Origin of the sequence: Amycolatopsis sp. NPDC004169 (assembly GCF_040610315.1) — a bacterium.
GTDB lineage: Bacteria > Actinomycetota > Actinomycetes > Mycobacteriales > Pseudonocardiaceae > Amycolatopsis.
Genome location: NZ_JBEXMD010000090.1, coordinates 1 through 12,184, shown reverse-complemented (window position 1 = coordinate 12,184; position 12,184 = coordinate 1). Strand labels below are relative to the sequence as shown.

Here is a 12,184-nt window from a genome sequence, read left to right as displayed (position 1 = left end):
TCACCCCGCCGGGGGGTCCGCCCACCCCCGCGTGGGGCTGGGGGGGGGCGGCCCGGATCCCGGCGCCGCCGCGACGCCGCCGCCCGAGTTCGGGCCGCCACCGGACGATCACGGCACGGACCCGGCCGCGAAGCAGCAGGCACGCCAGGCGGTCCAGGCCCAGGCCACGCAGGCCGTCGGCTGGTGGCTCGACCGGATGGTGGCCACCGATCTCGCGTCCGTGGAACGGCTGACCTGGTTCTGGCACGGCCACTTCGCCACCGGCGAGCAGAAGGTGCGCAGCCCGCGGCTGATGCTCGCGCAGAACCGGACGCAACGCGAACACGCGCTCGGCAGCTTCACCGACCTGGCCCGCGCGATGGTCGTCGACCCGGCGATGCTGCTGTGGCTCGACGGGAACAGCAACAAGGCGGGCAAGCCGAACGAAAACCTCTCCCGCGAGTTCATGGAACTGTTCACCCTCGGCATCGGGCACTACACCGAAGACGACGTCCGCGAGGCCGCCCGCGCGCTCACCGGCTGGACCGCCAAGCGTGACGCCACCGGCGCGCAGCTGGTCGCCAAGCGGCACGACGACGGGGTGAAACGGATACTGGGCGCCAGCGGCGACTTCACCGCGCAGTCCTTTGTGGACCTCGTGCTGGGCCGGCCGGATTCGGCCCCGTTCGTGGTCGGGCGGATCTGGGCCCGGCTGGTGTCCGCGACCCCGCCGCCGCCGGACACGCTCGGCCGGCTCGTGGCCGCCTACGGCAGCCGGCGTGACATCACCGCCCTGCTGCGCGCGATCACCGGCGAAGCGGCGTTCCACGACAGCGGGACGTCGCTGGTCAAGCAACCGGTCGAATGGCTGGCCGGGCTGCTGCGCGCACTCGGCGTCCGGCCGGGCAAGCTCGACGAGAAGACCCGCGGGCAGCTGCTCGCCGCGTTGCGCGGGATGGGCCAGGTGCCGTTCCAGCCGCCGAGCGTCGGGGGCTGGGCCGCGGGCGGGGCGTGGCTGACGACGTCGGCGGGGGTCGCCCGGCTGCACGCTGCCCAGCTGGTCGCCGCGCACGCGGATCTCGGCGTGGTGGCGAAGGCGCGGGACAAGGTCGCCGCGGTCGGCGACCTGCTCGGCGTCGACGCCTGGTCGGACCGCACGCGCACCGCGCTGGCCGGGGTGGCAGGCAACGTCCGTCAACTGTCCGCAGTGGCCGCTTGTGCCCCCGAGTACGTAGTGAGCGGGTGACTTTTCGTGCAGCAGGTGAACCGTCGCAGGTTTCTCACCGCGACCGGCGTGACGGCCGCCGCGGCCCTGGCCGCCGGCGCCACGCAGGTCGACTGGGGCCGGCTGATGTCGGCCGCGCAGGAGAACCCCCTCGACCCCGGCGCGGGGGTGCTGGTGGTCGTCACCCTCTACGGCGGCAACGACGGCCTCAACACCGTCGTCCCGGCGGCCGATCCCGCCTACCGGGCCGCTCGCCCGGAACTCGCCTACCGGCCGGAAGAGGTCCTGGACCTCGGCGAAGGGCTGGGGCTGAATCCCGGGATGAAGGGCTTCAAGAGCCTCTGGGACGACGGCAGGCTCGCCGTGCTGCGCGGCGTCGGCTACCCCAAGCCCGACCACAGCCACTTCCGGTCGATGGCGATCTGGCAGACGGCTTCGCCCGAGACGTCGGTCCCGACCGGCTGGCTCGGCCGGTGGCTCGACGCCACGGGTGACGACCCGCTGCGCGCGGTCTCGGTCGACCCGGTGCTGCCGCCGCTGCTCGCCGGGGAGCGCACCGCCGCCGCGTCCCTGCCGGTCGGCGGGCTGAAGCTGCCGGAGGGCGCGCTCGGCAAAGCGTTCGCCGGACTCGGCGCGGCACAGCCCGGCGAAGGGTTCTGGCAGGCCCGCGCCGCGCGCTCGGTGACCGACCTGCACCGGGCCGTGCAGACGCTCGGGCAGCCCGCGAAGGACGGGAAGAAGGCCAAGGGCGAGCTGGCCGCCCAGCTCGACGTGGTCGCCGGGCTGATCGAGGCGGGCGTGCCGACGCGGGCGTACTCGGTGTCGCTGGGCGGGTTCGACACCCACGCCGACGAGCGCGGCACCCAGCAGCGGCTGCTGACCGGACTGGACGGCGCGCTGACGCCGTTCGTGCGGCGGCTGGGGAAGACCGACCGCGGCAAGCAGGCGACGGTGCTGGTCTACTCGGAGTTCGGCAGGCGCGTGACGGCGAACGCCAGCCAGGGCACCGACCACGGCACGGCGGGCCCGGTCTTCGTCCTCGGCGCGCGGGTCAAGGGCGGCTTCCATGGCGCCGAACCCAGCCTGACCGACCTCGACGACGGCGACCTGAAGCTCAGCACGGACTTCCGCGACGTCTACGCGTCGCTCGTCGAGAACGTCCTCGGCACGGACGCGGGCCGGGTGCTGCCCGGGCACCGCGGCCGGCTGGACGGGCTGTTCGCCTGAGCGTCACGGCACGGACGGCAGGCCCGTCAGGCGGAACCGCGCGCCCCCGCCCGGCGCCGCCTCGCACCACAGGTCGCCGCCGTGGGCCCGGGCGAAGCCGCGGGCGATGGGCAGGCCAAGGCCCGAGCCGGCCTGGCTGCGGGCGGCGTCGAGGCGGACGAGCCGGTCGAAGATGCGTTCGCGTTCCCCCGCCGGGACGCCCGGGCCGGTGTCGGTCACCGTCACCCCGTCGCCGGTGACCTCCAGGGTCAGCGTGCCCCGGCCGTCCATCGCGCGGACGGCGTTGCCGGTCAGGTTGGCGAGGACCTGGGTCAGCCGGGCCCGGTCGCCGAGCACCGTCGTGTCCGCCCCGGTCACCTCCACCGTGACGTCGGGCGCGGTCAGCCGGACCTGCTCGGCCTGGGCCACGGCCAGCTCCCGCAGCGGCACCGGGGCCCGTTCGAGCTCGGCGCCCGCGTCGAGCCGGGCCAGGTCCAGCAGGTCGGCGACGAGCCTGCCGGCCCGCTGCGATTCGCGCACCACCAGCAGCTGCAGGCGTTCCCGCTGCTCGTGCGGTGCGTCCGGGGGCTGCTGCAGCAACGCCTCGGCCGCCGCCTGCACACCGGCCAAGGGGGTCCGCAGCTCGTGGGCCGCGTCGGCGACGAACCGCCGCGTCCGCTCTTCGGACGCCCGCGCCGCGCCCTCGGCACCTTCGAGCGCGTCGAGCGCGGAGTCGAACGCGGCCGCCGCACGCCCCAGCTCGGTGCCGGTCCGCTCGGGCGCGAGCCGGCCGCCGCGCTCGCCGGTCACGATCGAGCGGGCCAGCCGGGTCATCGCGTCGAGCGGGGCGAGCGCGAACCGGACGGCCAGCAGCAGCGCGACCGCGGCGACGGCGAGCGCGGCAAGGCCGGTGGCCACCAGCACCCACCGCAGGCTCCGCTCGGCGGCCGCGATCAGGGACTCGTCGGCGGTGAGCGTCAGCTTCGCGCCGTTGATCCGCGGCGGCCCGGACAGCGTCGCGCGGACCTGCCGGATCCGGGCGCCCGCCGGCAGCGGCGGGGAGCCGAAGACCGAGCCGTCCGGCAGGGTCAGCGAGCCCACCACGCCGCGCGTCTCGATGCGCCGCACCAGGGTCCGCGGGGACACGTTCTGCTTGGCCAGCTGCTGCGCGAGCTGGACCCGGGTGGTGAGCACCGCGTTGACGTCCCGCTCGGCCTGCGCGCGGAACACCGCGTCCACGACGAACCCGACGGCGACCAGCACCACCGCCAGCACCACGAGCACGGTCACGGTGACCCGGCGGCGCAGCGACGCCGTCCGCAGGCTCACGGCTCGCCGCGCAGGACGTACCCCTGGCCGCGCACGGTGTGCAGCACGCGCGGGCCGTGCGCTTCGAGCTTGCGGCGCAGGGTGCTGACGTTGACTTCGACGAGGTTCGGGGCGGAGTCGCCGTAGCCCCAGACCGCCGTGAGGACCTGGGTCTTGGACACCACCCGGTCCCGGTGCTGGGCGAAGTAGACGAGCACCTTCCACTCGGTCGAGGTCAGCTCGACGTCGGTGCCGCCGTAGCGGGCGCGCCCGCCCTCGACGTCGATCACGAGGTCCCCCACCTCGACGGCCGGCCGGGTGCGCCCGGTCCGGCGCAGCACGGCGGTCACCCGCGCGACCAGTTCGGCGAGCACGAACGGCTTCACGACGTAGTCGTCGGCCCCTTCGCCGAGCCCGCGCAGCCGGTCCTCGACGCCGTCCCGCGCGGTGAGCATCACGACACCGGCGGCGGAGTTCCGCCGGATCACCCGCAGCAGCTCGAACCCGTCCCGGCCGGGCAGCAGCACGTCGAGCACCACCAGGTCCGGACGGCTGCGGGTGAGCTCCGCCTCCAGCTGGGCGCCATCGGGCCGCGACCGCACCGAGAAACCGGCGTCGGCCAGCGCCGCCTCGACCGGCACGCGGATCGCTTCGGCGTCCTCGATCACCAAGACGCGCGGCGGGGTCGGCTCGTCCACCCCGTCAGCTTAGAGGCAGCCGGTCACCCGATGCCGTTGACGGGAACCTGACGAGCGCGCGACGGACACTGACGATTTCCCTACGCCGATCCACACATCTTGACGATTTCCCTACGCCGCTCGCCGGAGCCGGCAGGCACGCTGCGGTACGTGCCGGCACCCACCTCATGGCTGAAGCGGCTGGTCGTCGGCCGGCCGTTCCGCAGCGACACCCTCGGCGAGACCCTGCTGCCGAAGTGGCTCGCGCTGCCCATCTTCGCCAGCGACCCGCTCTCCTCGGTCGCCTACGCCACCCAGGAAATCCTGCTCATCCTCTCCATCGGCGGCCTCGCCTGCTTCACCCTCGCCCCGTGGGTCGGCCTGGGCGTGGCCGTGCTGCTGACCGTGGTGGTGATCTCCTACCGGCAGGTCGTGAAGGCCTATCCCAGCGGCGGCGGCTCCTACGAAGTCGCTTCCCGCAACCTCGGGTCGCACGCCGGGCTCGTCGTGGCCGGGGCGCTGATGGTCGACTACATCATGACCGTCGCCGTCTCGGTGGCGTCCGGAGTGGACAACATCATCTCCGCCGTCCCCGAGCTGAACGACCACCGGATCCTGCTCGACATCGGCTTCATCGTGCTGCTGGCGGCGATGAACCTGCGCGGCATCCGCGAATCCGGCCGCGCCTTCGCCGCGCCGACCTACCTGTTCATCGCCACGGTCGTGCTGATGATCGCGGCCGGCTTCGCCCGCGTCGCCACCGGCCACCCGCCGGTCTCCGAAAGCGCTGGTTACACCGTCCGGCCCGAACAGGCCGGGTTGACCGGTTTCGCCCTCGTTTTCCTGTTGCTGCGGTCGTTCTCCTCCGGCTGCACCGCGCTCACCGGCGTCGAGGCCATCTCCAACGGCGTCCCCGCGTTCCGCAAACCGAAGGCGCTCAACGCCGCCCGCACGATGACCGCCATGGGCGTCACCGCCGTGGTCATGTTCGGCGGCATCACCGCGCCGGCGCTGATCACCAAGGTGCACATCGCCGAGAACACCTGCGACCTGGCCGGCTTCCGCGGCGACTGCACCACCGACCCCCAGCGCACCGTGATCAGCCAGATCGGCGCGGCCGTCTTCGGCGGCGACCACGCGGTGCTGTTCTACGTCCTGCAGGCCGCCACCGCGCTGATCCTGATCCTGGCCGCCAACACCGCGTTCAACGGTTTCCCGCTGCTGGCCTCGATCCTGGCCCAGGACCGCTACCTGCCCCGCCAGCTGCACACCCGCGGCGACCGGCTCGCCTTCTCCAACGGGATCATCGCCCTGTCGCTGGTCGCCGGGATCCTGGTCTTCGCCTTCGACGGCTCCACCACCCGCCTCATCCAGCTCTACATCCTCGGCGTGTTCACCTCGTTCACCCTCTGCCAGGCCGGGATGGTCCGGCACTGGAACCGTGAGCTGGCCACCGCCACCACCGGCCGCGCCGCCATCCGGCGCTCCCGGCTCAGCAACGCCGTCGGCGCGTTCCTCACCGCGATCGTGCTCGTGGTCGTGCTGGTCACCAAGTTCAGCCACGGCGCGTACCTGGTCGTCATCGCCATCCCGCTGCTCTACGGCCTGATGCGCGCCATCCACCGCCACTACACCCACGTCCGCGAAGAACTCCAGCCCGACGAGGAAAGCGAGCTGCTGCCCAGCCGCGTGCACGCGATCGTCCTGGTGTCCACATTGCACAAACCGAGCCAGCGCGCGATCGCCTTCGCCCGCGCCACCCGGCCGGACACGCTGAGCGCCATCACCGTCAACGTCGACGACGCCGACACGCGCGAACTGCGGCGCCAGTGGGAAGCACGCGGGATGAAACTCCCGCTCAAGGTGATCGAGTCCCCGTACCGCGAGATCACCCGGCCGGTCGTGCAGTACGTCAAGAACCTCCGCCGCGGCAGCCCCCGCGACGTCGTCTGCATCTACATCCCCGAATACGTCGTCGGCCGCTGGTGGGAAAACGTGCTCCACAACCAGAGTTCCCTGCGCCTCAAGGGCCGCCTGCTGTTCGAGCCCGGCGTGATGGTGACCAGCGTGCCGTGGCAGCTGCACTCCACCACCCGCCGCGACCTGCACCGGGTCCGTCCCCTCCCGGGCGACATCCGCCGCGGCGTCACCACCACCCGGCGGCCGGGCTGAGGGCGTCAGGCGGATTTCGCCTCGTGGACGATCGCGGCCGCGGCGTGCGGGTCGGGGACCGTGATCGTCACGGTGCGGCCGGTGTGCAGGGTCAGCCGCAGGGCGGTGCCGGCGCGGAGCGTGTAGTAGGTGTGCTGCGGGGTCCACCAGAAGCCGAGGGGCAGGCGCCACAGCGACGAGCGCAGGTCGGTCACCTCGGCCCGGTCGATCTCGGCCAGGCGGTACGTGCGGCGCGGCCAGCCGAACGCTCCACAGTGGACCGATACCCCGTTCGGCCCCGCCGCCGTCCTGACCCGCAGCCCGGCCAGCACCGTGACGAGCACGGCGGCCACGGCCACGGCGAGCGGGACGGCGGGGCCGTCGGGGTCGAGCCAGCCGCCGTGCGACAGCCCGCCCAGTGACAGCAGCGGTACCAGCAGGGCGGCGCTCAGCACGACCAGCAACGGCCAGTTCGTCACCCGGCCGGTGTAGACCGAGTACCGGCCCGGGCCGGGCACTGCGGATGCCGTCATCGGGCACCGTCCTCTCGACTGTCAGGTCATCTTCTCGATGAGGCGAAGCAGTTCGGCGCGTCCGAGGCCGTGCCGCCGGGCGACCGCCACGAGCGCCCGCGCGGCCTCGGTGACCGGAGCCGGCTCGGTGACGGCGGCCGCGACCCGCGCGCCGCGGCCTCGCCGGAACTCCAGGACACCCTCGTCACGCAGCTTCCGGTAGGCGGTCAGCACGGTGTTGCGGTCGACGGACAAGGCCGCCCCCAGCTCAGCCGCCGGCGGCAGCTGAACCCCGACGGCGAGCTCGCCCGAAGCGATGCCCCGCCGCACGCAAGCCACGATCTGCAGCGGCAGCGCTTCCCCCGAAGAATGATCCACTTCCCATCTCATGGTGCTAGTACTATTAGCACCATCCGAGCACTCGGTCAACGCGCCGGCCCGTTCGTCGCGATCAGCGCCGGCGAATAGGTCGTCATACGCCGGCAATGGTTGCCCGCCGGCTGCCGGACTCCGTAGGTTCGACACGAACGAGGAGGTCCGGAATGACCCACCTGGTGCGATTCGCCGGCGGAACCGGTGACATCCGCGTCGGCCTGCTCACCGGCGACGAACTGCGGCCGCTCGCGGTCACGTCGATGAGCGACCTGCTCCGCCGCCCCGTGGCGGAGATCCGTGAACTCGCCGAAGCCGCCGGGGAACCCGTCGCCGGCGCCCGCCTGCTGCCGCCGCTCGACGGGCGGATGGAGGTGTGGGCCGCCGGGGTGACCTACCTGCGGTCCGAGGAAGCCCGTCGCGAGGAGAGCGTCGACGAGGATGTCTACGCGCGGGTGTACCGGGCGGAACGGCCGGAGCTGTTCTTCAAGTCGGCCGCCTGGCGGGTGGTCACCGACGGCGAGCCGATCGCGGTCCGCGCCGACTCGGCCAACAACGTGCCGGAGCCGGAACTCGGCCTGCTGCTGACCGCCGGCGGGGAGATCGCCGGGTACCTGGTGGTCGACGACGTCAGTTCCCGCAGCATCGAAGGCGAAAACCCGCTGTACCTGCCGCAGGCCAAGATCTACACCGGCTCGTGCGCGGTGTCGGCCCGGGTGCGCCCGGCGTGGGAGGTGCCGGACGCGCTCGCCCTCGCCCTGCGCATGCGCATCCGGCGCGACGGCGCCGAGGTGTTCGCCGGCGAAGCGAACACCGCCCAGCTGAACCGCAAACCCGCCGAACTGGTCGAATACCTGTGGCGGGACAACGACTTCCCGGACGGCGCCGTGCTCTCGACCGGCACCTCCGTTGTGCCGGGGCTCGACCAGGGGCTGCAACCGGGAGACGTGGTCGAAATCGAGATCGACGAGGTCGGCTCCCTGCACTCCCCGGTCGTGCTGGGCGCGGAGGAGGTGCGCCGGACGCTCGCCGAGCGCTGAACGGCCGCCGTCAAGCCCGCTCGTTCACCCACACCGCGACCTGCGTCCGGTTCGCCAGGTCCAGTTTGTTGAGGATGTGCTGGAGGTGGGTCTCCGCGGTCCGCTGGGCGATGACCAGCCGGACGGCGATCTCGCGGTTGCTCAGCCCGGTCGCGACCAGCCGGGCGATCTCCGACTCGCGGGGCGTCAGCGGCGGCAGCACCGCGCTCCCGGTGGGCTCACCGCATTTCGCGGCCGACGCCGGGGCGAGGATGTCGTGCGGGTTCTGCCCGCGCCCTTCGGCGAACGCCTCCTCGAACCGGGCCTCGCCGAGCGCGCCACGGGTCGCCGCGAGCAGCTGCCGGTGGGCCAGCGACACGGCGATGTCCGGCTCGGCTCCGCAGCGATCCCACACCGTCGCCGCCGTGCCGAACAGCCGCGCCGCGCGTGGCCAGTCTTCGCGCCGGGCCGACGCCCAGGCCAGCCCGTCCACCCGGTACGCCACCGACAGCACGTCGAGCCCGCGCAGGTCGATCTCCAGCGCGTCGCGCATCGCGCGTTCACCGACGTCGAGGTCCCCGCCGAAGAAGATCTCGACCGTGCCCAGCCCGAACAGGGCCATCGACCGGTAGGCCTCGTCCCCCGCCTCCGCGCACAGGCGCAGCATCTCCTCCAGCAGCCGCCGGGCGCCGGGCAGGTCGCCGCGGAAGGCCGTGGCCACCGCCTGGATGAACATCGGGTGCAGCTGCTTGCGCGGCGCGCCCTGCTCCCCGAAGATCCGCACGGCCTCGGCGGCGTTCTCCAGCGCGTACGGCTCGACCGCGATCATCGCCACGAACGCCTCCGCGTGGCGGAGGTAGGGCACCGCGTCCTCGTCGACGGCGGCTTCGGCGAGCTTCAGCCGCTGCCGGGCCCCGTCCAGATCCGCGTGCAAGGCGGCGCACAGGGCGGCCCGGGCCTGCGCCGTCGCGCGGCCAGGAGCGTCCTCGGCGGCGACGGCGAGTGCGCGGTCCAGCCACTCCCGGAGCTCCCCCGCCGCGCCCCGGGCCGTCCAGTATTCGAGGACCGCGACCGCCATCCGGAGCGCGACCGCCGCCTCGTCCGGGGTGCGCAGCGACCACGACAGCGCCGCCCGGACGTCGGCGTGCCGTTCGGACAGGCGGGTGAACCAGTCCTCGCGCCGGGGGCCGAACCACTCGGCGTCGGCTTGCGCCAGCAGCCGCGCGTGGTGGTCGCGGTGCCGCCGGGCCACCTCCTCGGCGGACCCGGTGGCGGCCAGCCGTTCCTGGCCGAACTCACGCAACGCCTCCAGCATCCGGTACCGGACGCCGGTCGCGCCGTCGACGCGCAGCAGTACCGATTTGTCGACCAGGCCGTCGACCGCGTCCAGCACCGCGAAGCCGTCGAGCCCCGCGACCGCGCAGACGTCCTCGGCGGCGGACAGGTCGAACGCGCCCGCGAACACCGCGCAGCACTCCCAGGCCGCGCGTTCGCCTTCGGTGCACAGGGAATGGCTCCACTCGATGGTGGCGCGCAGGCTGCGGTGCCGCTCGGGCCGGGACCGCGCCCCGGTGGTCAGCAGCGCCAGGCTGTCGCCCATGCGCTCGGCGATCTGCCCGGGCGAGAGCGCGCGGATGCGGGCGGCGGCCAGCTCGACGGCCAGCGGCAGGCCGTCGAGCTGGCGGCACACCCCCACGACGGACGCCACGTCGTCCTCGAGCCGGAACGAGGGCAGCACTTCGGCGGCGCGGTCGGCGAACAGCCGCACGGCGTCGTAGGCGATCGCGTCCTCGGCGGTCCGGGCGTCCTCCGGCGGCACGGCCAGTGGCGCGATCGGCGTGATCCGCTCGCCCGCGACCCCGAGCGAACACCGGCTGGTCGCCAGGACCACCAGGTCCGGGCAGTGCCGCAGGAGCGCGTCGACCAGCTCGGCGCAGTCGGCGACGAGGTGCTCGCAGTTGTCGAGCAGCAGGAGCGTCCGCCGGTCGCGCAGGTGGGCCAGCACGGTCTCCCGGGCGGTCCGGGCGGTGGTGTCGTGCAGGCCGAGGCAGTCGGCGAGGGCGCGGGTGACCAGGGTGCCGTCGCGCAGCCCGGCCAGGCCGGCGACGACCACGCCGCCGGGGAACGCCCGGGTCACCGAGCCGGCGACCCGGCCGGCGAGCCGGGTCTTGCCCACGCCGCCGGGCCCGGTCAGCGTGACCAGGCGCGCCTCGCCCAGCAGCCGCCGCACGCGGGCTTCGTCCTCGGCGCGGCCCACGTAACTCGTCAGGTCCCGTCGCGTGGCCACGCCGCCGTCATCGCTCACCGGCCGTTCCTCCGGCCCCCATCTTGATCGGTCGCCGCCCCGGTGTCCATGTGGCCCAACGTCCGCTGCGCCGATCGGCCGACGCGGGTACGTAGCCGCGAATACGTCTTTTCCTCGATGCGACCGGCGGCGCCCGGCGGCCAGACTCGGCGCGCCAGCGATGCCCGCCCGCTCCGGAGGTCGACGATGACCGGCTCCCAGCCCCTGCCCACCGGCGCCGGGGTGGTGCTGGCCCGCGCGATCGTGGCCGGCATCCGGCACGCCGTCCCCGAGCACGCCGCGCTGTTCGACGCGGGCGCGACCGAGTTCGTGGCCGCGCTGCTCGGCGGCTCGCGGGCCGGGACCGGCGCGGACGCCTTCCGCCGCGCGGGCGCCGCGGCGGGCGCCGACCTCGACCGGCTTTCCCGCGCCTACCAGGCGGGCGGCCGGTGCGCCCTCCCGCTGCTGGCCGAGCTGGACCGCCGGACGCCCCGCGGTGTGGTCGCCGCCGGGGTGGACGCGGTGTTCCGGTGCGTCGACGTCCTGATCCGCCTGTCCACCGAGGCCTTCCGGGCCGTCTCCCCGCCTTCGGCCACCGACCTGCGCCGCGAGCTGCTGCGCGCGCTGCTGGCCGGCCGTCCGTGGACCGAACTGGCCGAGCGGGTGGACTGGACCCCACCCGAGCGCGTGGTGGCCGCCGTGGGGGCCGTCCCCCGGCCCGGTGCCGGGTTGCTCGCCGACCCCACCGCCGAACCGCCGTACGCGCTGCTGCCGTCGGACGCCGACCCGGCCCGGTTCCTGGGCGACGGCCCGGCCGCGACCGGACCGGCCGTCGCCCCGGTCGAGGCGGCCACCTCGCTGCGCTGGGCCCGCCGGACGTGGGAGCTGCGCGGCCGCGGCATCCTCCCCCGCGACCGCCTCCTCCGCTGGCCCGACCACCTGACCACGCACTGGCTGGCCGCCGACGAGCTGCTGACCGGCGCCCTCGCCGCGCACAGCCTCGAACCGTTGTCGGACCTGCCCGGGAACCGGCGCGGCAAGCTCGCCGAAACCCTCGCCGCGGTGCTCGACGCCCGCGGCGGCGCCCCCGAAGTCGCGGCCCGGCTGGGCATCCACCCGCAGACCGCGCGCAACCGCCTTCGCCGGCTGCGCGCGCTGTTCGGGACACGCCTGGACGACCCCGGGGAACGGCTCACCCTGCGCATCGCGCTGCGCGCCGAGCGGGTGCTGGCCGGACCGGCCGCCTGAGCGCGCCGAGCGGGTCCCCGAACCAGCCACCCCGACGCACCCCGCACCGAACAGGACCCGGCCGAATCAGCCCGTACCGAACAAGAGCCGGCCGGACCGGCCACCTGAGCGGCGGGGGGGGGGGCCGGCCCCGCGGGCCACCGCCCCACCGCCCCCACCACCCCAGCGGGGGCCCGGCGGGCGCACACCCCGCCAACCCCCCC

The 12,184-nt window shown here is 74.3% G+C and carries 10 protein-coding genes; 5 read left to right on the top strand and 5 right to left on the bottom strand.

The window, feature by feature from the left end; translation table 11 throughout:
• Positions 1-31: 31 nt before the first annotated feature.
• Both ABZX11_RS47795 and ABZX11_RS47790 read left to right on the top strand, forming a co-directional pair.
• Positions 32-1,225 (top strand): DUF1800 domain-containing protein, encoded by a 1,194-nt coding sequence (locus tag ABZX11_RS47795; protein WP_354925787.1) that lies wholly within the window; start codon positions 32-34, stop codon positions 1,223-1,225.
• A gap of 6 nt (positions 1,226-1,231) precedes the next feature.
• Positions 1,232-2,431, top strand: coding sequence for a DUF1501 domain-containing protein (locus ABZX11_RS47790; protein WP_354925784.1), 1,200 nt, complete (start codon positions 1,232-1,234; stop codon positions 2,429-2,431).
• Between the two features lie 3 nt (positions 2,432-2,434).
• Here ABZX11_RS47790 and ABZX11_RS47785 read toward each other — a convergent pair whose 3' ends face one another.
• Complete coding sequence (locus tag ABZX11_RS47785) at positions 2,435-3,739, bottom strand: HAMP domain-containing sensor histidine kinase (protein WP_354925781.1); 1,305 nt, start codon at positions 3,737-3,739, stop codon at positions 2,435-2,437.
• On the bottom strand, positions 3,736-4,416 hold the full coding sequence (locus ABZX11_RS47780; protein WP_176170371.1) for a response regulator transcription factor: 681 nt from the start codon (positions 4,414-4,416) through the stop codon (positions 3,736-3,738). The genes ABZX11_RS47785 and ABZX11_RS47780 overlap by 4 nt, the downstream gene beginning before the upstream one ends.
• 150 nt (positions 4,417-4,566) lie before the next feature.
• Between ABZX11_RS47780 and ABZX11_RS47775 the strand changes: the two genes are divergently transcribed.
• Positions 4,567-6,567: an APC family permease gene (locus tag ABZX11_RS47775; RefSeq protein ID WP_354925777.1), complete on the top strand. Its 2,001-nt coding sequence runs from the start codon at positions 4,567-4,569 to the stop codon at positions 6,565-6,567.
• Positions 6,568-6,572: 5 nt separating this feature from the next.
• On the opposite strand, the gene ABZX11_RS47770 is transcribed toward ABZX11_RS47775, so the two are convergent.
• Positions 6,573-7,079, bottom strand: a complete 507-nt coding sequence (locus ABZX11_RS47770) for a hypothetical protein (RefSeq protein WP_354925774.1) — start codon at positions 7,077-7,079, stop codon at positions 6,573-6,575.
• A gap of 21 nt (positions 7,080-7,100) precedes the next feature.
• Positions 7,101-7,448, bottom strand: coding sequence for a GntR family transcriptional regulator (locus ABZX11_RS47765; protein ID WP_354925771.1), 348 nt, complete (start codon positions 7,446-7,448; stop codon positions 7,101-7,103).
• A 152-nt stretch (positions 7,449-7,600) separates the two neighbouring features.
• Here ABZX11_RS47765 and ABZX11_RS47760 point away from each other — a divergent pair, with 152 nt between their 5' ends.
• Positions 7,601-8,470, top strand: coding sequence for a fumarylacetoacetate hydrolase family protein (locus ABZX11_RS47760; RefSeq protein WP_354925769.1), 870 nt, complete (start codon positions 7,601-7,603; stop codon positions 8,468-8,470).
• 10 nt (positions 8,471-8,480) lie between these two features.
• Here the strand turns inward: ABZX11_RS47760 and ABZX11_RS47755 are convergent, their stop codons facing one another.
• A complete protein-coding gene (locus tag ABZX11_RS47755) occupies positions 8,481-10,754 on the bottom strand; it encodes a LuxR C-terminal-related transcriptional regulator (protein ID WP_354925766.1) in 2,274 nt (757 codons plus the stop codon).
• 186 nt (positions 10,755-10,940) lie between these two features.
• Between ABZX11_RS47755 and ABZX11_RS47750 the strand changes: the two genes are divergently transcribed.
• Entirely contained in the window at positions 10,941-11,981 is a 1,041-nt protein-coding gene (locus ABZX11_RS47750) for a helix-turn-helix domain-containing protein (RefSeq protein WP_354925763.1), read from the top strand.
• The last annotated feature ends 203 nt before the right edge of the window (positions 11,982-12,184 follow it).

What these genes read in the sequence shown, in the direction of transcription:
- ABZX11_RS47750 (WP_354925763.1), top strand. Translation starts at nt 10,941, where the DNA reads ATGACCGGCTCCCAGCCCCTGCCCACCGGCGCCGGGGTGGTGCTGGCC.
- ABZX11_RS47760 (WP_354925769.1), top strand. Translation starts at nt 7,601, where the DNA reads ATGACCCACCTGGTGCGATTCGCCGGCGGAACCGGTGACATCCGCGTC.
- ABZX11_RS47765 (WP_354925771.1), bottom strand. Translation starts at nt 7,448, where the DNA reads ATGAGATGGGAAGTGGATCATTCTTCGGGGGAAGCGCTGCCGCTGCAG.
- ABZX11_RS47770 (WP_354925774.1), bottom strand. Translation starts at nt 7,079, where the DNA reads ATGACGGCATCCGCAGTGCCCGGCCCGGGCCGGTACTCGGTCTACACC.